The sequence below is a fragment of the Sulfitobacter sp. SBS6 genome, assembly GCF_048285585.1.
Lineage (GTDB): Bacteria > Pseudomonadota > Alphaproteobacteria > Rhodobacterales > Rhodobacteraceae > Sulfitobacter > Sulfitobacter pontiacus.
On the sequence record NZ_JBLWBA010000002.1, the window covers coordinates 82,034 to 99,570 of the forward strand.

The 17,537-nt window shown below is 61.9% G+C and carries 17 protein-coding genes; 10 read left to right on the forward strand and 7 right to left on the reverse strand.

All coding sequences use genetic code 11. The features are described from left to right. Positions 1 to 38: 38 nt before the first annotated feature. From ACNQ62_RS00505 to ACNQ62_RS00525, 5 genes are all read right to left on the reverse strand, one after another. Positions 39 to 1,397 (reverse strand): multicopper oxidase family protein, encoded by a 1,359-nt coding sequence (locus ACNQ62_RS00505; RefSeq protein ID WP_107277643.1) that lies wholly within the window; start codon positions 1,395 to 1,397, stop codon positions 39 to 41. Positions 1,398 to 1,408: 11 nt separating this feature from the next. Beyond that, positions 1,409 to 2,872, reverse strand: a complete 1,464-nt coding sequence (locus ACNQ62_RS00510; protein ID WP_005848667.1) for a TolC family protein — start codon at positions 2,870 to 2,872, stop codon at positions 1,409 to 1,411. Continuing rightward, complete coding sequence (locus ACNQ62_RS00515) at positions 2,872 to 3,114, reverse strand: hypothetical protein (protein ID WP_009824197.1); 243 nt, start codon at positions 3,112 to 3,114, stop codon at positions 2,872 to 2,874. The genes ACNQ62_RS00510 and ACNQ62_RS00515 overlap by 1 nt, the downstream gene beginning before the upstream one ends. 83 nt (positions 3,115 to 3,197) lie before the next feature. After that, the gene (locus ACNQ62_RS00520; RefSeq protein WP_418093931.1) at positions 3,198 to 3,623 is read right to left on the reverse strand and encodes a hypothetical protein; all 426 of its coding nucleotides are present in this window, start codon (positions 3,621 to 3,623) and stop codon (positions 3,198 to 3,200) included. A 73-nt stretch (positions 3,624 to 3,696) separates the two neighbouring features. Then, positions 3,697 to 4,155 (reverse strand): winged helix-turn-helix transcriptional regulator, encoded by a 459-nt coding sequence (locus ACNQ62_RS00525; protein WP_037941432.1) that lies wholly within the window; start codon positions 4,153 to 4,155, stop codon positions 3,697 to 3,699. A gap of 159 nt (positions 4,156 to 4,314) precedes the next feature. Here ACNQ62_RS00525 and ACNQ62_RS00530 point away from each other — a divergent pair, with 159 nt between their 5' ends. Beyond that, the gene (locus ACNQ62_RS00530; protein ID WP_418093932.1) at positions 4,315 to 5,727 is read left to right on the forward strand and encodes an MATE family efflux transporter; all 1,413 of its coding nucleotides are present in this window, start codon (positions 4,315 to 4,317) and stop codon (positions 5,725 to 5,727) included. Here ACNQ62_RS00530 and ACNQ62_RS00535 read toward each other — a convergent pair. Further along, positions 5,724 to 6,608, reverse strand: coding sequence for a LysR family transcriptional regulator (locus tag ACNQ62_RS00535; RefSeq protein ID WP_132998061.1), 885 nt, complete (start codon positions 6,606 to 6,608; stop codon positions 5,724 to 5,726). The two genes, ACNQ62_RS00530 and ACNQ62_RS00535, sit on opposite strands and share 4 nt — an antisense overlap. A gap of 133 nt (positions 6,609 to 6,741) precedes the next feature. Between ACNQ62_RS00535 and ACNQ62_RS00540 the strand changes: the two genes are divergently transcribed. The 9 genes from ACNQ62_RS00540 (at position 6,742) to ACNQ62_RS00580 (ending at position 16,047) form a co-directional block, all read left to right on the forward strand. After that, positions 6,742 to 7,692 carry a Bug family tripartite tricarboxylate transporter substrate binding protein gene (locus tag ACNQ62_RS00540; protein ID WP_418093933.1) on the forward strand — a complete coding sequence of 317 codons (951 nt, stop codon included), beginning with the start codon at positions 6,742 to 6,744 and terminating at the stop codon, positions 7,690 to 7,692. A 35-nt stretch (positions 7,693 to 7,727) separates the two neighbouring features. Further along, complete coding sequence (locus ACNQ62_RS00545; RefSeq protein ID WP_240790874.1) at positions 7,728 to 8,198, forward strand: tripartite tricarboxylate transporter TctB family protein; 471 nt, start codon at positions 7,728 to 7,730, stop codon at positions 8,196 to 8,198. Continuing rightward, positions 8,199 to 9,716 (forward strand): tripartite tricarboxylate transporter permease, encoded by a 1,518-nt coding sequence (locus ACNQ62_RS00550; protein WP_418093934.1) that lies wholly within the window; start codon positions 8,199 to 8,201, stop codon positions 9,714 to 9,716. Then, entirely contained in the window at positions 9,700 to 11,289 is a 1,590-nt protein-coding gene (locus ACNQ62_RS00555) for a gamma-glutamyltransferase family protein (protein WP_184584031.1), read from the forward strand. Before ACNQ62_RS00550 ends, ACNQ62_RS00555 begins: the two co-directional genes overlap by 17 nt. Positions 11,290 to 11,387: 98 nt before the next feature. Further along, the gene (locus ACNQ62_RS00560) at positions 11,388 to 12,365 is read left to right on the forward strand and encodes a bile acid:sodium symporter family protein (protein ID WP_418093935.1); all 978 of its coding nucleotides are present in this window, start codon (positions 11,388 to 11,390) and stop codon (positions 12,363 to 12,365) included. A gap of 207 nt (positions 12,366 to 12,572) precedes the next feature. Further along, positions 12,573 to 13,841 (forward strand): tetratricopeptide repeat protein, encoded by a 1,269-nt coding sequence (locus ACNQ62_RS00565; protein WP_289089987.1) that lies wholly within the window; start codon positions 12,573 to 12,575, stop codon positions 13,839 to 13,841. Positions 13,842 to 13,927: 86 nt separating this feature from the next. Then, entirely contained in the window at positions 13,928 to 14,164 is a 237-nt protein-coding gene (locus ACNQ62_RS00570; RefSeq protein ID WP_005848692.1) for a type II toxin-antitoxin system Phd/YefM family antitoxin, read from the forward strand. After that, positions 14,161 to 14,559: a type II toxin-antitoxin system death-on-curing family toxin gene (locus ACNQ62_RS00575; protein ID WP_037941421.1), complete on the forward strand. Its 399-nt coding sequence runs from the start codon at positions 14,161 to 14,163 to the stop codon at positions 14,557 to 14,559. The genes ACNQ62_RS00570 and ACNQ62_RS00575 overlap by 4 nt, the downstream gene beginning before the upstream one ends. Before the next feature lie 102 nt (positions 14,560 to 14,661). Then, a complete protein-coding gene (locus ACNQ62_RS00580; protein ID WP_074637087.1) occupies positions 14,662 to 16,047 on the forward strand; it encodes a cytochrome P450 in 1,386 nt (461 codons plus the stop codon). Here the strand turns inward: ACNQ62_RS00580 and ACNQ62_RS00585 are convergent. Continuing rightward, positions 16,029 to 17,420: a sensor histidine kinase gene (locus tag ACNQ62_RS00585; protein ID WP_418093936.1), complete on the reverse strand. Its 1,392-nt coding sequence runs from the start codon at positions 17,418 to 17,420 to the stop codon at positions 16,029 to 16,031. The genes ACNQ62_RS00580 and ACNQ62_RS00585 overlap by 19 nt on opposite strands. Positions 17,421 to 17,537: the final 117 nt, after the last annotated feature.

Sequence of the window (17,537 nt, forward strand, 5' to 3'; positions counted from 1 at the left end):
TGTATTGTTTTCAATGTTTTATGTGGATGCAAAAGGGGTTATCCCTTTTGCGTTGGTTTCGGGGTCAGGATGGTTTTGGGGCTGTTGTTCGTGGCGAATTCCGGTAGTTCTCCGGTCCACTCATAGGCTTCCTCGCCGGGGGGGTTGTCGTACCATCCGGGGTCGGAATAATCGTCCGGCGCGATGCCGTCGCGTACCTTCACAACAGAGAACATGCCGCCCATTTCGATCGGCCCGTGTTTACCCCAGCCGTTCATCATGGGGATCGTGTTCTCGGGCAGTTCCATCGACATCTTGCCCATGTCCCCCATGCCCGCCGTGCCCATCGGCATGTAGCCCGGCTTGAAGCTGCGCATCTTGGGGGTAAGCTGGGATTTATCGACACCGATAAACGTCGGCACGTCGTGGCCCATGGCATTCATCGTGTGGTGGGACTTGTGACAGTGGATCGCCCAATCGCCCAGATGGTCCGCCGTGAACTCATAGGCGCGCATCGCGCCGACAGGAATGTCGATGCTGACCTCGGGCCATTGCGCGCTTTCCGGCACCCAGCCGCCATCGGTGCAGGTGACCTTGAAATCATAGCCGTGCATGTGGATCGGGTGGTTTGTCATCGTCAGGTTGCCGACGCGTACCCGTACCCTGTCGCCCTTGTTCACGACCAGCGGGTCAATATCGGGGAAAATCCGGCTGTTCCATGTCCATAGGTTAAAGTCGTTCATCGTCATGACGCGCGGCACATAGGTACCGGGGTCAATGTCGAACGCGTTGAGCATGATCAGGAAGTCACGGTCCACCGGCATGAACGTCGGGTCTTTGGGGTGGACGACAAACATGCCCATCATCCCCATCGCCATCTGGACCATCTCATCCGCATGGGGGTGGTACATGAAGGTGCCGGATTTGGTCAGGTCGAACTCGTAGACAAAGGTCTTGCCCGGTTTGATCCCCGGATGGCTCAGCCCGACCACGCCATCCATACCCGAGGGCAGGATCAGCCCGTGCCAGTGGACGGATGTGTTTTCTGGCAGTTTGTTGGTGACATAAATCCGCACACGGTCGCCTTCGACCGCTTCGATCGTGGGGCCGGTGGACTGGCCGTTATACCCCCACAGATGCGCGATCATGCCATCGGCCAATTCGCGTTCTACGGGTTCCGCGACAAGGTGGAATTCCTTGACGCCGTTGTTCATGCGGTAGGGCAGCGTCCAGCCGTTCAGCGTGACCACGGGCGTGTAATCCACCCCCGTCGAGGGGCGCGCCGTGACCGCAGTCGCAGCGCTGTCCATATGCGCCGCTTCCGGCAGCCCCATGTTCAGAGTTTTGCCCCACGCCTGAGAGGACACAAGTGTCGCCCCCGCCGCACCGGCACCGAGTAGTTGACGTCTGTTCATCATATCGTTTCCTTTCAGTGTCCTGCGCCGCCACCAGCGGCCAACGTGGCGCCTTCGGAGCCCCCGCCGCCGCTGCCTGCACCGCCGCCGTAGATGGCCGCGGTTAGATCCGCCTGCGCCATAAAGAACGCCCGCTTCGCATCCGCGGCTTCCAGCTCGGCACCGAGCTTTTCACGCACATCAGTCAGCAGTTCGAAGGTGTTGGTGATCATGCCGTTGTAAGACAGCAGGGCTTCGTTCTCGACGGTCTTGCGCAGCGGAACCAGAACATCGCGGTAGTGGCGCGCGATCTTGTAAGAGGCATGGTAGGCCCGTTCGGCCCCCCGCGCTTCGGAGCGTACATTGACCGCCCGTTCCGCCAGTACATTCGCCGCCTGCAGATACGACAGCTCTGCCTTGCGCATCCGCGCCTTGCCGCTGTCATAGATCGGGATCGCGAACTCCAGCTCTACCTGAGGCGTGATCTCTTTCTCGATATCGCCGCCTTCGGCTTCACGCTCAAGCTCGGCCCCTGCGACGATCTCAAGATCGCTGACGATGCGGGTCTGATCCGTCAGGCCAAAGGCTTTTGCCTGCGCTTCAAGACCCAGCTTTGCGACGCGCAGATCGACACGGTTGCGCAGCGCCTTGGCTTCGACATTGGCAACGCCGCCCACGGACCGCGGCAGCCCCGGCAAGGCGTCAGGCACGTAATAGTTCACGTCAGCCCCCCAAAGCCCCATGAGGCGCGTCAGCTCTTCCTTCGCGGTGGTCGCGTCCAGCCGTGCCTTGGCAAGCTGTCCGGCCAGCTCCGCGTTGAACGCCTGCTCGCGGGCTTGGGCGGCTTTATTGAGCGCGCCGGTTTCCCCCAGCTTGCGGGCCAGCTCCGATCCGGCGTCCGAGGTCGCCTTGGCGCGTTTCAAATACCCCACCACCTCAAAGGCGGACACGGCATTGACCCAGGCCTGACGGGTCTGGTTGGCCAATGTCAGCGTATCGTTCACCGCCGTCAGCTGCGCTTGACGAAAGCTCGCGTCAGCGATTGCACGGCGTTGTTTACGCGTGGTGGCATCCAGAAGATTGGCGCGGATCAACCCTTCGATCGCGCGGTAGGCCCCCAGTTCGGGCGCCCCGATCCCCAGCACGCCAATGGACACGATCGGGTTTTCCGGCGTCGATTGCTGCCATGCTTCGGCGGCGGACAATCCGACATTCGCATAGGACGCCTGAAGTCCCTTGTTGTTAAGCAAGGCAACCTGAACCGCCGTATCGGCCGAGATTGTCTTGCCCTGCACCATCGCGCGCACTTCGCGTTTCACCGCTTCGTTTTCGGCTTGGGTCTCGGCAAAGACGGTGCGTTTACCAAGCGCGGGCGTGATCTGGCTGGCGACATTGGCAAAGCCGGCTTTGGGGTCGGTATAAGCGCTCGGGATCGCCGTGGCGCAGGCCCCGAGCACAAGGGGAAAGCCGATGATCAGCGGCAGTTTACGGACGTGCATCAGTTCCCCTCCGATTGTTCTTGGTTCACGGTGCGCCAGTCACGCGGACCGGTGGGCCCACGATACGTATAACCGGCCAGCGGGTTCGGGTGGCTGATGGGAGAGACGACGGTCGTGCTGAGCGTGGCTTCTTGCGTGGCCACGGCAGGCAGCGGTGTCGGCGTATAGGGCAAGGGTCTGACATCCTGCGTGCAGGCGCCAAGGGTCAGGGTGCAAGCCCCCAAAACGAAATGGATTTTCATGTGATGTACCTGATTGATCTTCTAGGGATCGCGCGCAGGAACGCTGGCGCGACGCAAAGACCCCAAAGCGGGTCTAAATCAGATCAGGATTGTGGAGGACGCAGAAAGCCTTGCGCCTCAAGCGAGCGCGCCTGCGCATGGCCGATCTTGTAGGTGCCCGCAGTGACAGCATCGTCTTGCGGATGCGCGTGGTCCATCAACACGATGGACAGGCACATCCCGTTGCAGCAATTGCCTGCACTGTCGTCAGGCGTGTTCGAAGGGGCTTTTTCACTGTGATTGTCGACAGCGGCACGATCCATAGTGCTATGATCATGCAGGGCGTCTTGCGCGGTTATATTGACCACATCGTCCATGACCGCAGCATAATGCCCGTCATGCATCCCCGACGCCGCGTGGGACGCGGACGGCGGAAACAGCACCAGCGCCGCAGCAAAGGCAAGACATGCCACTGCGTTCAGCCAGAAAGATATGGTGCGTTCAAAAGCCATGGGAGACAGTTGATGCACCTGCCCCTTCCTGTCAATCGGTCCTGCGCTGGAAGGTTTCGAAGTTTTTTACGCAGTGAGCGGCGGAAAGCCGCTATGCTTTTTTGGCACCGGCGTTTGAAATGGCGCTGACACTGCGGTGGGTAATCTCCTCTCCGGTGACGCGATCGACCAGCATGGGCGCGATTGGCGTGCCCGCACTGCGCGAGACCAGCGTGACCGACGGGCTGCCTTCAATGGGGACATGGGCGTTGGCCCAGTCGATCAGCGACACCAGCATCGGATACAGCGCCTTGCCCCGTTCGGTCAGCCGGTATTCGTGGCGCAGGGGGCGCTCCTGATAGGCCTCGCGGCGCAGCACGCCGGCCCCCTCCAGCTTGCGCAACCGGTCCGCCAGCACATGCCGCGTGATCCCCAGCCGGTCCTGCATCTGCTCGAACCGGCGAATGCCCAGAAAGCAATCGCGCAGCACCAGCATGGTCCAGCGGTCGCCCACCACGGACAGCCCCCGCGCCACAGGGCAGGATTCATTCTGTAGCTCGTTCCATTTCATCCCTTGATCCTAGCAGGCATTGACAGGTTCTGAAAGAGAACTTACCCGTAGTGCATTCCAAAAAGGAACCGAGAGGCGAAAACTCGCCACTCCAAGCATTCGAACGGGGGAAACCATGCCACATCAGGTCGCCACATCGCAGCTCGGCAAGGCCGACTGATGGCCCGCGCCATCCCGAACGCCGCCCCTGCCCTTTCCGCCGCCGCGACGCAGGCCCGCGCCACCCGGACCCGTGCCCTGCTTGAGGCCCCAATCGCGCCGACGCTGGCCAAGCTTGCCGCGCCCAATGTCTTGGCGATGTTCGTGCAAACCGTGCAAAGCATATCCGAGGCGTATTTCGCGAGCCTTCTTGGGGTGACAGCGCTGGCCGGTCTGGCGCTGGTGTTCCCGCTGGTCATGCTGACGCAAATGCTGTCGGCGGGGGCCATCGGTGGGGCGATCTCCGCCGCGGTGGCGCGCGCACTTGGCGCGCAAGACAGCGCGCGGGCGGCCACATTAGCAGTAGTCGCGTGGATGATCGCGGGTGCCTTTGCCGTGATCATGGCCGTTCTGGTCGGGCTGTTTGGCGTGGCGTTTTTTACCCTGCTGGGGGGCGGTGCCGATGCCGTCTCTGCCGCCGCGACCTATGCGCTGGTCTTCTTTCCCGGCTGCATGGCGATCTGGCTGTGCAATGCCTCGCTCAGCATTATTCGTGGCACGGGCGATATGCAGACCCCTGCCGTGCTCTTGCTGCTGGTGTCCGTCATCTCGATCCCCTTGTCGGGCGGCTTCGCCCTGGGGTGGGGCCCCCTGCCCGCGCTTGGCATGGCGGGCCTGCCCATCGGCGTCGTGCTCGCCTTTGCTATCGGGGCTGTGCTGGCGATGGCGCATATCCTGTCGGGGCGCACGGGGCTTAGCTTTGGCGGTGCCTTGGGCCGGATCGATATCAGCATGTTCCGCGATATCCTCAGCGTTGGGGCGCTGGCGGCGGTGAATACCCTGCTGACCACGATCACCATCATCATGATGACAGGGCTCGTGGGCCGGTTCGGCGAAGAGGCGCTGGCCGGTTACGGGCTTGGCGCGCGGCTCGAATTTCTGATGATCCCCGTGATCTTTGGCATTGGCGCCGCGATGACGGCGATGGTCGGGGCGAATATGGGCGCCGGTCAGGTGGACCGCGCCCTGCGCGTGGCCTGGACCGGATCTTGCGCGGCGGCGGTGATCGTCGGCGGTATCGGGCTGCTGCTCGCCGTGTTTCCCGACCTTTGGCTTGGCATGTTCCTTGACCCGTCCAACACCGGCGCGCTGGACGCAGGGCGCAGCTATTTCCGCCTCGTGGCACCGTTCTACGCCTTCTTCGCACTCGGGCTCGCGCTATATTTCGCGTCGCAGGGGGCCGGGCATATGGTCTGGCCGGTGATCAGCAGCCTCAGCCGGATGGCGGTGGCTCTGATCGGCGCGTTGATCCTGATGCAAACCGGCGGCCTGGGCCTGCGCGGCATCTTCATCGCCATCGGCGGCGCGATGGTGGTCTATGGCTCGGTGATCGGCCTTGCGATCTGGCGTAAGGGCTGGCGCGCGCGGGCCTAGTCATAGACCTCTGCCGAGAGCCCCTGCTGGATCAGCGCGGTGACCAAAGCCGCCAGCACCTCGGCGCGGCGCGAGGTGACCCGCTGCACCAGCCCCAGACGGCGATGGATCGGCGGCGCCCCGAAAGGGAACCAGTCAAGCGAGGCGGTCTCGGCATCGTGCAGCGCGATCTGCGGGATAATGGCAAAGCCCAGACCCGCGCGCACACAGCCCACCACGGCAGGCATGGTATTCACCGACACGATCTGGCGCGGCGCGGCGCCAAGGCGGGCGATTTCGGTATCGATCTGGCGCGCCAGCGGCACCTGCGTGCGATAGCGGATATAGGGCACGTCGCGGATAAGATCATCCAGCGTGATCGTCCCCGTGCCGGGCGGGGTGAGAACGATCAGCGGTTCGGTCAGCACAGGGGTCCAGCGCAGACTGCTGGGCACCGCCACGTGATCCGCCACAACCGCCGCATCCAGCTGGCCCGAGACGACCTCGCTCATCAGCTCCTCGGACACACCGACGCGCAGCCGAAAGTTCAGGTAGGGAAAGCTGGCGCGTAACGTCGCAAGCGCCTGCGGCATCAGTGAATTTGCCCCGGTCCGCAACGACCCGAGCGCCACGGTGCCGCGCATCTGCTCCCCGGCGACGGAGGCTTTTGTGTCCGACACGATCTGCAGGATCGACTGGGCCGAGCGGACCATCTCTGCGCCCTTGGTGGTCAAGGCGGGCGGGCGGCGGGTGCGGTCGAACAACTGCGTGCCGATCTCTGCCTCTAGCGCCGCGATCTGCTGGCTGACGGCAGAGGCGGTCAGGTTCACGGCCTGCGCCGCCGCTGCAAATCCGCCGTGCTGGCTAATGGCCAATAAAGTCTCAAGCTGACGTGTATCCATACCTCAAGATAAGATATGCTAAATATAATGGCAAGAATTACGCGCTTTGCTATGGTTATTCTTGTGTTATTCACGAAACTGACACCAAACCCGTGGCGGATAAACCGCTGCTTCTCTCACAGGGAGTCCTCCTATGACGTTTCGTTCGGGCCTTGCCGCCCTTTTCACCGCTGCCAGCCTGATTGCAGCCCCCGCCACAGCCGACACCTACCCCGAGCGCGCGGTAGAGTTCATCGTGCCCTGGTCGCCCGGTGGCGGCTCTGACACGCTGATGCGTCTTGTGGCCAACAATGTGCAGCCCTTCCTTGGCGCTGAAATGCCCGTGATCAACATGCCCGGCGTCGGCGGCACCGTGGGCCTGGGGGGGGGGGCCCCCCCCCGCGCCGCGGATGGCTATACCATCAGCCAGGTTCACGAAGGTCTGCTGGTCGCCACCGAAACCGGCATCACCGATCTGGCATGGGATGACTTTGACCCGATCGCACTGATGACAGCATCGCCCCAGTATCTGGTGGCGGGCAAATCCGACAATTACAGCAATTTCGAAGAATTCGTGACCTACGCCAAGGCACATCCCGGCGAGATCTCGATGGGCGTCACCTTGGCCGGCGTCCCGCATCTGCACGCCGCGATGATCGAACAGGCCTTCGGGCTTGAATTCAAATACGTCGGCTATGAGGGCACGGGCGAACGCGTGCGCGCGCTGGTCGGCGGCAACCTTGATGTGGCGATTGGCGACATCAGCTCCTCCAAACAATTCGTCGACAACGGTGATCTGACCTTCCTTGCCGTCGGCGCGACTGACCGGGTGGACGCCGCCCCCGATGTGCCGACCTTCAAAGAGCTGGGTCAGGATCTTGAGCTGAACGTGACCCGCGGCATCGTGATGCCCAAAGGAGCCCCGCAAGAGGTCCGCGACACGCTTGAAGCGGCGCTGCAAGAGATGGCCCAAGACCCCACCTATATCGAGCAGACCAACAACGCGGGTGCCGATGTCGGGTTCCGCGGTCAGGAAGACTACCGCGCCTATCTGAGCAAACTGGACGAGACAGTGAAATCGCTGTCGTCGGTTCTGGCCCCATGAACGGGCATGACCCCATGAAGGCACAGGAGGCGGGCTTGGTTGCCCGCCTCCTGAGCTATGTCTTCCTCCTGCTGGCCTCGATCGCATTGTTCATCTCGGCCAGCGGCATTGCGACCTCGCGTTTTGAAAAGCTTGGTGCCGGGGCGTTCCCCAAAATCATCTTTGGCGCGATGGCGATCGTATCAGCCATCGCGATCATCGACGCGCTGCGCCAGATCCCCCGCCATGCTTACGGTGATTTCGCCGCACAGGCCGTAGCATGGGCCAAACGCTGCTATCTGGTGTTTGTCTGCCTTGGCGCGCTCACAGCCTATCTGCTGGTCATTCCGGTGCTGGGGTTTTCCATCGCCAGCCTGATCTTCCTGTTCGTGCTTCAGGTGATCCTGATGCCACGCACGCCCAAGTCTATTGCCCTCGCCGCTGTGGTGGCGGTGGTTTTCTCCTTCGGGCTGAACTGGCTTTTTGCCGAAGTGTTCACCGTTTTCCTACCGCGCGGAGTGCTTTGAATGACTGATTTCATGACAGGGGCCGCGCAGATTTTTACGCTGGCGACGCTCGCCTATATGTTGGCCGGGTCCGTCGCGGGCATCGTTGCGGCGGCGATCCCCGGTTTCACCGTCACGATGGCGATCGTGCTGACCCTGCCGCTGACCTTCACGATGGAGCCTTTGCAGGGTATCGCCGTGATGCTCTCGGTCTATGTGGGCGGCTATACTGGCGGGCTGATCTCGGCGGCGTTGCTGGGCATTCCCGGCACGCCATCGTCGGTCGCCACGACCTTTGACGCCTTCCCCATGGCGCGCAACGGCGAACCGGGGCGCGCGCTGTCCATCGGGGTCTGGGCGTCCTTCTTTGGCACCGTGATCTCGACCATCGTGCTGATTTTCGCCGCACCGCCGCTCGCGCTTTTCGCCGTGCGCCTTGGCCCGTGGGAGTATTTCTCGCTCATTGTCTTTGCCCTGACAATCGTCGCCAGCCTTGTCGGCACCTCCGCCATGCGCGGTATTCTGGCCGGGTTGATCGGGCTTGCAATCTCTACCGTGGGGACGGACCCGATCATGGGCCGTCCGCGCTTTGATTTCGGCATCGAGATGCTGCAGGCCGGCTTGCCGTTTCTGGTCGTGCTGATCGGGATCTTCGCCATTTCCCAGCTTGTGTCAGAGGTAGAGAATGCCGACAGCGTGCGGTCGGGCAATGCGCTGGTCACAGGGGCCATCGATTTCCAGACATGGACCGTGATGAAAGAAGTGTTGATGCGACCCGTCAACCTGCTGCGGTCGTCCATCGTGGGGGTGCTGATCGGCGCCCTGCCCGGTGCGGGCGGGTCCATCGCCAACCTCGTCGCCTATGACCAGGCCAAACGCGGGTCCAAGAACAGTGACAAATTCGGCACCGGTGAACCCGACGGCATCGTCGCCTCCGAGGCGGGCAACTCCGCCACCGCGGGCGGCGGGCTGATCCCGCTTATCGGTCTGGGCATCCCCGGATCAGCTGTTGATGCGATCCTCATGGCGTCGCTGATGGTGCATGGCATCTCGGTCGGGCCACGGCTGATCATGGATCACGGTGACCTTGTCTATGGCATGTTCATCGCAATGGTGGTCGCGTCCTTCATGATGCTGATCGTGTCGATCTGCTCCATGCGGCTGTTCCTGCGGGTGACCGAAGTGCCCAAATGGCTGATCGTGCCGGTGGTGATGACCTGCTGCGTCGTGGGCACCTTTGCGCTGAACAACCGCGTGACCGACCTTTACCTGCTGATCTTCATCGGCATCACCGGGTACACGTTGCGCGCCCTTGGCTATGCGCTGGCACCTTTGGTGCTGGGGGTCATTCTGGGCCCGATTGCCGAAACCAACCTGCGGCGCGCACTGATGACGGACGAAGACCCGACGCTGTTCTTCACCCGCCCCATCAGCCTGATTTTCCTGATTGCGGCCTTCGTGTCCATTGTCTGGGCCATCCGCAGTCACCTCAAAAACCATACATCTACAGAAAGGCCATCCCATGCGCCTACGTCATGATCCCGTCTACCCTTCGCGCCGCTCGCCCATCCTGGCCGAGAATGTCGTCGCCACCTCGCAACCGCTGGCGACCCAAGCCGGTCTGTCCATCCTGCAACAAGGCGGCAACGCTGTGGATGCGGCCATTGCCACGGCGGCTGTGCTAACAATCGTCGAGCCCACGGGCTGCGGCCTTGGCTCTGACGCCTTCTGCATCCTGTGGGACGGCAAGCAGCTGCACGGGCTGAACGCCTCGGGCCGTGCGCCCGCCGCCTGGACGCCCGAATATTTCAAGGACGGCATCCCCGAACATGGCTGGGACGCCGTGACCGTCCCCGGTGCCGTCAGCGCCTGGGTCGAACTGTCTGAAAAATTCGGCAGCCTCGGCCTGTCGACCGTGCTGGCGCCCGCGATCCGCTATGCCGAAGACGGCTTTATCGTGTCGCCGGTCGTGGGCACGGCATGGGCCAAAGGGGCCGCGGTGCTCAAGGACCAGCCCGGCTTTGCCGAGACTTTCATGCCCGAGGGGCGCGCGCCCAAACCCGGCGAACGCTTCCGCAACCCCGGTGCCGCGCGCACCCTGCGCGCTATTGCCGAGACCAAGGGCCGCGCTTTCTACGAGGGCGAGATCGCGCAAGAGATCGCGGCCTTCGCCAAGGCCAATGGCGGCGCGATGACAGCCGACGATCTGGCTGCGCATCACAACGACTGGTGCGGCACCATCAGCCAAAGCTTTGACGACGTGGAATTGCACGAGATCCCGCCAAACGGTCAGGGCATCGCCGCGCTGATGGCGCTTGGCATGTTGCAGCACACCGACATTCGCGACCACGGCCCAGACGATCTGGCCGCCGTACATTTGCAGATCGAGGCGATCAAGCTCGCCTATGCCGATCTGCACGCCTATGTCGCCGATCGCGATCACATGACTGACGTGGACGAAGCAGCCCTGCTTGACCCCGATTACCTTAAATCCCGTGCCGCCTTGATTGATGCCAACAAGGCGCAGGACTTTGGCGCGGGGGCCCCGAAACAGGGCGGCACCGTGCTGCTGAACGTCGGTGATGCCTCGGGCATGATGGTCAGCTTTATCCAGTCGAACTACGCGGGCTTCGGCTCTGGCGTGGTGGTGCCGGGCACGGGTGTGTCCATGCAGAACCGCGGCTTTGGCTTCACGACGCAGGACGGCCACCCCAACCAGGTCGCACCGGGCAAACGCCCCTTTCACACGATCATTCCGGGCTTCGCCATGAAGAACGGCGCGCCGCTGATGGCCTTTGGCATGATGGGCGGTCCTATTCAGGCACAGGGCCACATGCAGCTCTTGCTGCGCACGCAGCTGTGGGACCAAGACCCCCAGACCGCCGCCGATGCCCCCCGCTGGCGCGCGATCGAGGGGCTAGCCGTCGCCTGCGAACCGTCGATGCCTGCCGATCTGCTCGACGGGCTCAAGGCGCTTGGACATGCGATCCAGATCGAGGCGCCGGACAACGCCTTTGGCTTCGGCGGCGCGCAACTGGTGCAACGCAATGCGGCAGGCGGTTACGCCGCGGGCTCTGATCCGCGCAAAGACGGGCAAGCCGCAGGCTTCTGATCCCGCGCCACATGGGCGAACGGAGGGTCACGCCCCCGCTCGCCCTTTACGGGCCGGCAGCGCCCCTATATCGATCTTTCGACAACGCAGGCATTCCCATGAACTATATCAAACGCATCGGCATCGACGCCTATATGATCTTGCTGCTGGCCACCGTGATCGCGGGCATTGTGCTGCCTGCCACAGGTATCGCCGCCGAAGGCCTGCGCGGGGTGACCTTCTGGGCCGTCTCGTTGCTGTTCTTTCTTTATGGGGCCAAGCTGGATCCAAGTGCGGTCAAGGCTGGCATCACAAATTGGCGCCTGCAAGGGATGACCTTTGGCGCGACCTATGTGCTGTTTCCGCTGATTGGCCTGCTGCTGGCGACGCTGTGCAGCCCGATCCTCGGGGCGACGGTGACCATGGGGCTGCTGTTTTTGTCGGTACTGCCCTCGACCGTGCAATCCTCTATCGCCTTCACCTCGATTGCGGGCGGCAATGTGCCTGCGGCGATCTGCGCGGCGTCCGTTTCTAACCTCATCGGGGTCATTCTGACGCCGGTGCTGGTGACCTTGCTGCTGCATCAGGGCGACGGCGGCGTCAGTCTGGATGCCATCGGCAAAATCGGCGTGCAGATCTTGCTGCCTTTCATCGTCGGGCAGGTGATGCGTCCGCTGGTGGGCGGGTTTGTGCAACGCCACAAGCTGCTGACCATGATCGTGGACCGCGGGTCGATCATGCTGATCATCTACTCTGCCTTCAGCGCGGGGACAGTCTCGGGCCTTTGGTCCGCTATTCCCGTCACCACGCTGATGCTGCTTTTCGCCGTGGTCTGGCTGTTTCTGGCCGTGGGCATGTGGTCGATGATCGCCCTTGGCAAGGCGACGGGGATGCCCGACGCGGATCGCGCGGTGCTGTTCTACTGCGGGTCCACCAAAAGCCTTGCCAGCGGGTTGCCCATTGCCACGGCGCTTTTTGCGCCCGATCTGGTCGGGGCCATTGTTTTGCCGCTGATGATCTACCATATCTCGCAGCTTCTGGTCTGCGCCTTCGTCTCGCAGCGCGCGTCGCGTCGGGCCGCTGCGGCACCTGCCTAAAGTTACCCATGGGTATCCTTTTTGCCGATCACCCCCGCGGCCGCGCGCGGGTCTTTGCCGGTCAGGGCACCCCGGCCTAAGCCACAGCAGAAACACGCAATTTTCCGCCGAGATTTGGCGGGGTGGCGGCGTGCATCGATAGGGGAAACGCGTTACGAGAGCGCGAAAAGGCAGCAGGCTGCCCACCCGACAAGAAGGACCCTATCGATGGCAGATAAAACAAAACGAAGCTGGTTTGGCCGTACCGTACTGGCCGCGGTGATGCCCGTGGCCGCGCAGGCCCAGACCGTGCAGGACGGCATGGCCGCGTTCGAGCAAGGCGATTATACCCACGCGCTGGAGCTGCTGCTGCCGCTGGCCGAACAGGGCGACGCCGAGGCGCAATGTCAGGTTGGCCGCCTATACTACCGCGGCGGTGATGGTGTGCCGCAAAGCTTTGATGATTCCGTCGCATGGGCCAAGAAGTCTGCCGAGCAGAACAACCCCTGCGGGTTGAACTCTCTGGGCGTGTCCTACCGCTTTGGGCAAGGCGTCGACCCCGATGCGAAAACCGCGTTCGACTATTTCACCCGCGCTGCGGCCCAAGGGTTTGACAAGGCGCAGTTCAGTCTGGGCAACATGCATGAACTGGGCGAAGGCACAGCGCAAAGCGATGCAGAGGCCCGCGCCTGGTATCGCAAAGCGGCAGAGCAAGGCAATGCCATGGGCCAGTACCGCTTGGGTATCCTGTTGCTGGAAGGTCGCGGCGGCGAGGCAGCCCCCGAAGAAGCACAGCAGCTTTTGCGAGCCTCGGCGGAACAGGGTCTGGCTGATGCGCAATATTCGCTGGGGTGGATGGCCAACCACGGCGTCGGGGTAAAGCAGGACCACGGCCAAGCCCTTGAATGGTATCGGCTCGCGGCAGAACAGGGCTATGCCCCCGCGCAGATCAATCTGGGCAACCTCTATGCCGAGGGGCTTGGCACCTCGCAAGATGACGAGAAAGCCGTCGGCTGGTACTATGAGGCAGCGCGCAATGGCGTCCCCGCTGCGCAGGTCAACATGGGTAAGCACTATGCGCTAGGACGCGGTGTGCAGCAGGACTTTGACGAGGCGATGGTCTGGTATCAGCAAGCTGCGGAATATGGCGAACCCGTTGCCTATCTGAACGTAGGATTGCTGTATGAAAACGGTCAGGGCCGCCCCGCCGATCCGGCAGAGGCCGCGCGCTGGTACCGTGCCGCCGCCGAACGCGGAGAGCCCCGATCCCTTGCCAAGCTCGCGCATTTCTATGCCGAAGGGATCAGCGTCACACCGGATCCCGTGACCGCATGGGCGTTGCAGGATACCGCGATGGCCTATGACCGCGACGGCGAGCTGGACGCGCCCGAAGAACGGCTGATGCAAATGGGCCAGCAGTTGGCACCCCAGCAAAAAGGTGAGGCAAAGGCGCTGGCGCAAAGCTGGCAGAACGGGGAAGAGCTGGTCTTGCCTTAACGGTCCAGCCAAAGCTGTGACCACGGCCCATATGGACAAAATGTCCATTTTGCCTATATTGTGCGGTGACGCTACAGGAGAGCCCCATGACACGTGTCACCGCCACCGAATTCAAGAACAACATCGGCGCATTCAGCGATGCGGCGATGAGCGAGCCTGTCATCATCACCAGCCATCAACGTGACCGTCTGGTGCTGTTGTCAGCAGATGAATACCGTCGCCTGACCGCCCTGACCGAAGGGGTGACCGCGCAGGATAAAGACCGCGTGGCGCGCGGGCTTGAACGGCATCGCAGCACCATCCTGGAACTCGCCAAACGATGACGGAGCCCCGCTGGGTTACCCGCGAACTTGTTGAATACATGCATGATTGCGTTCTGGAGCTGGCGGGCGGCGCGCGCGGGTTGCGCGATGGTGACTTACTGGAATCCGCGCTGGCCCGCCCGATGAACCTATATGCCTTTGGCGAAACGTCGCTTTTTGAACTGGCCGCCTGCTATGCCGAAGCCATCGCCCGCAACCACGCTTTTGTCGACGGAAACAAGCGCACGGCCTTCTTTGTCGCCAGCGATTTTCTGGACCAGAACGGATACGAGCTGCAAGCCGCTGTGGATCAGGAACACGCCGATATGATGGTGGAACTGGCCCAAGGCAAAATGACCCGTGCCGACGCTGCCGCACATTTACGCAACCACAGCATCAAGACCTCTGCGACCTGACGTTTCGCGTTGGCGCGTAACTTTAGATAGAATTAATCATTGTTTCCCTGCTAGAAACACCGGTGTGATAAACGCCACCCGTGGGCCGGCAAGGAGACGACAATGAATACACAGAATATGCCTGCGCCCGATGGGGCGACACCGGCGCACCCGATCCCTGTCGAGGCGGATCTGGCCAAGGCCGATGTCGGGTTGATCGACTTTGCCAAAAAAGCGGGGAAGAACATTTTTTCGGTGATCCCCGATGCGACGCGCACGCAAAGCTATCTGAAAGGGCCGGCCAAGATCCATTATGTCTGTGACCCTGATATGGTGACCGAACTGCTGGCCGGTGTCGGGCGTCGCTTTCCCAAGGCGGAGTTTACACATAACGTCATCGGCCCCGTTGTCGGCAACGGCATGATCCTGTCGGAAGGCGAGAAATGGCGCGCGCAACGGCATCGCTATGCCCCGCTTTTTGCCGCGCGCAACCTGCCCGTGCTGACCCGACACTTTGCCCAGACCGGCGACGAGCTGGCGGATTTCTTTGCGCGCACGGCGGGCGAGGTCGATGTATCGGATGCAGCGCAAGAGGCGACGCTCACCAATATCTCGCGGGTGATGTTCTCGGGGAACGAGGCCGTGTCCAAGCAGGATGTCCGTCAGGGGATGCGACGTTTCACCGACTATATCAGCTATATGTCCCTGTTCGATCTGATGGGTCTGCCGAAGTGGGTGCCCCGTCTGAAATGGCTGCGCAGCAAGAAAGCGATCCGTGATCTGCGGCAGTTGACCCATGACGTGATCGCCAACCGCCGCGCACAGCGCCATGCAGAGGCGGTCGATTTTCTTGACCTGCTGATCGAGGCGCTTGAGACGGATAAGGAAGATGTCGAAACGACGGTCGATAACCTGCTGACCTTTGTCGCGGCGGGCTATGAGACATCGGCCAATACAATCGCTTGGGGGCTGTATCTTCTTGCGATGCACCCCGAGGTACAGACCGATCTGCGCGCCGAGGTGATGGAGGCCTGCGGTGACGGGCCCATCGGCTTTCACGATCTGCCCAAGATGCCCAAGCTGCACGCGCATGTGCGCGAAACCCTGCGGATGTACCCCGCAGGTGCCTTGTTCGCCCGTGATGCGACGGATGAGGTGACGATCAAGGATGTGACGTTCAAGAAGGGCGACGTGATCATGTTCCCGGTCTATGCGCTGCACCGAAACGAGCTGCTGTGGGACAACGCCGCGCTGTACCAGCACGACCGGTTTCTGGACCGTAAGTACCCGCGCGGACAGTATATTCCTTTTGGGGACGGGCCGCGCATCTGCATCGGGGCGCAATATGCCGAGACAGAGATTATGGTGCTGCTTGCCTCGGCGCTGCGGCGGGCGTCTTTTGAACTCACGGACCACCCTGTCGCGCCCCCGAACCTGACCTTTACCATGCGGCCCGATGGCCCGCTGATGTTGCGGGCCGTGCCGGTAGATCAGGCAGCGGTGGAATAGCTTTCGGGCTTAACCGCCTTGGCCGCATCCGCTGCCTTGAGCACAACACAGAAGGTGGTGCCCACGCCGAGCTTGCTTTCATAGGCGATGCTGCCGCCGTGGGCATCGACGATACGTTTCGAGATCGACAAGCCAAGACCCGTGCCCTGGAACTTGCGCTGATCGCTTGAATCGATCTGGCCAAATTCCTCGAAGATGACGCTTTCGCTGCCTTCGGGAATCCCGATGCCCTGATCCGCGACCGAAATCACGAGGTTCTCGTCCTCGCGTTTGAGGCCCACACGGATGGTGCCCCCCGCCTCCGAGAATTTGGCGGCATTGGAAAGCAGGTTCACGATCACCTGATCGAGCCGTTTCTTGTCGCCGCGCACGATGGGCTGGTCTGCGGCAACGTTGATCTCTACCGCGACGCCAAAGCGGCTGGCATAGGGCTGGAACGAATGGGCGGCCGTGTTCACGACCTCGGCCAGATCCACGTTGCCCAGATCAAGCGAGAACTTCCCCACATCCGCTGATTGCAAAAGCAGCAAATCCCCGACGAGATCCCCCAGACGGTTCGAGTTGCGCGTCGCGATATCGAGCAGCCGCGACATTTTGTCCGGCACCTCTCCCGCTGACCCTGCGTTGATCAGGTCAAGCGCACCGCGGATCGACGTGAGCGGTGTGCGCAATTCGTGGCTGACGGTGGACAGGAAACGGGTCTTGGCCTCGCTTGCGGCGAGGGCGTTCTTGTTTTCAATCTGCAGCGCGAGGCGGTTCTTCATCAGCGCGGAATACCCTTTGATGAAGGTCCGGGCGAGTTCGAACACGAAGCCCAGCACAAACAGCGCGGTGAAGAGGTTCAGCCAGATTTCAGAGTCCAGCGAGGGGCGCGCCACGACGACATCACGGATCGGGATATAGAGGATCGCCCCGATGTAGATCGCCAGCCGAAACCCCAGCACATACAGAAACTGGTGGTTGTTCATCGCCGCGAAGATAGAGGCGGAAATCAACAGGAAAAGCGGCAGAAAGTGGCTGTTTCCAACGCCCTGCTGGATCGCGATCGAGATGCAGAACATCGCAATCGTCGTCGCACTGAGCGCCGTGGTCATGTAGATATGGAACAGCGATTTGCGGATCTTGAGGGTCTTGGACCGGGTGTTGCGCAGGATGTAGCGCAGCACGACGATGTCATAGATTTCGCATAAGGCGATCGCGAAAAAGAAAAACAGCGCGACCCTCAGTTCATAGTAATAGCCTGCCAAAGCAATAGCTGCGGTATAGATGATCGCCCGCTGGCCAAACGCCCGGCTGCCCACAAGCGCATAATCCCGCAGCCGGCTTAGAACCGGGCGGGCCTGAGGCAAATTAACATTGTCAATTGCTTCCATGTTGCGCTTCCTCCGTCAGCCTGGCGCGGAATTGAGCGCCAAACGAATCTGCTGATATTTCACTACGATACACCTCAACTATTGGTGGAAAATTTGTTGCGATCATGGCAGAACCGT

Coding starts and splice junctions, on each gene's coding strand:
- ACNQ62_RS00570 (WP_005848692.1), top strand. CDS start 13,928: ATGACACGTGTCACCGCCACCGAATTCAAGAACAACATCGGCGCATTC.
- ACNQ62_RS00560 (WP_418093935.1), top strand. CDS start 11,388: ATGAACTATATCAAACGCATCGGCATCGACGCCTATATGATCTTGCTG.
- ACNQ62_RS00550 (WP_418093934.1), top strand. CDS start 8,199: ATGACTGATTTCATGACAGGGGCCGCGCAGATTTTTACGCTGGCGACG.
- ACNQ62_RS00540 (WP_418093933.1), top strand. CDS start 6,742: ATGACGTTTCGTTCGGGCCTTGCCGCCCTTTTCACCGCTGCCAGCCTG.
- ACNQ62_RS00565 (WP_289089987.1), top strand. CDS start 12,573: ATGGCAGATAAAACAAAACGAAGCTGGTTTGGCCGTACCGTACTGGCC.
- ACNQ62_RS00525 (WP_037941432.1), bottom strand. CDS start 4,155: ATGAAATGGAACGAGCTACAGAATGAATCCTGCCCTGTGGCGCGGGGG.
- ACNQ62_RS00555 (WP_184584031.1), top strand. CDS start 9,700: ATGCGCCTACGTCATGATCCCGTCTACCCTTCGCGCCGCTCGCCCATC.
- ACNQ62_RS00535 (WP_132998061.1), bottom strand. CDS start 6,608: ATGGATACACGTCAGCTTGAGACTTTATTGGCCATTAGCCAGCACGGC.
- ACNQ62_RS00515 (WP_009824197.1), bottom strand. CDS start 3,114: ATGAAAATCCATTTCGTTTTGGGGGCTTGCACCCTGACCCTTGGCGCC.
- ACNQ62_RS00575 (WP_037941421.1), top strand. CDS start 14,161: ATGACGGAGCCCCGCTGGGTTACCCGCGAACTTGTTGAATACATGCAT.
- ACNQ62_RS00580 (WP_074637087.1), top strand. CDS start 14,662: ATGAATACACAGAATATGCCTGCGCCCGATGGGGCGACACCGGCGCAC.
- ACNQ62_RS00530 (WP_418093932.1), top strand. CDS start 4,315: ATGGCCCGCGCCATCCCGAACGCCGCCCCTGCCCTTTCCGCCGCCGCG.
- ACNQ62_RS00505 (WP_107277643.1), bottom strand. CDS start 1,397: ATGATGAACAGACGTCAACTACTCGGTGCCGGTGCGGCGGGGGCGACA.
- ACNQ62_RS00585 (WP_418093936.1), bottom strand. CDS start 17,420: ATGGAAGCAATTGACAATGTTAATTTGCCTCAGGCCCGCCCGGTTCTA.
- ACNQ62_RS00510 (WP_005848667.1), bottom strand. CDS start 2,872: ATGCACGTCCGTAAACTGCCGCTGATCATCGGCTTTCCCCTTGTGCTC.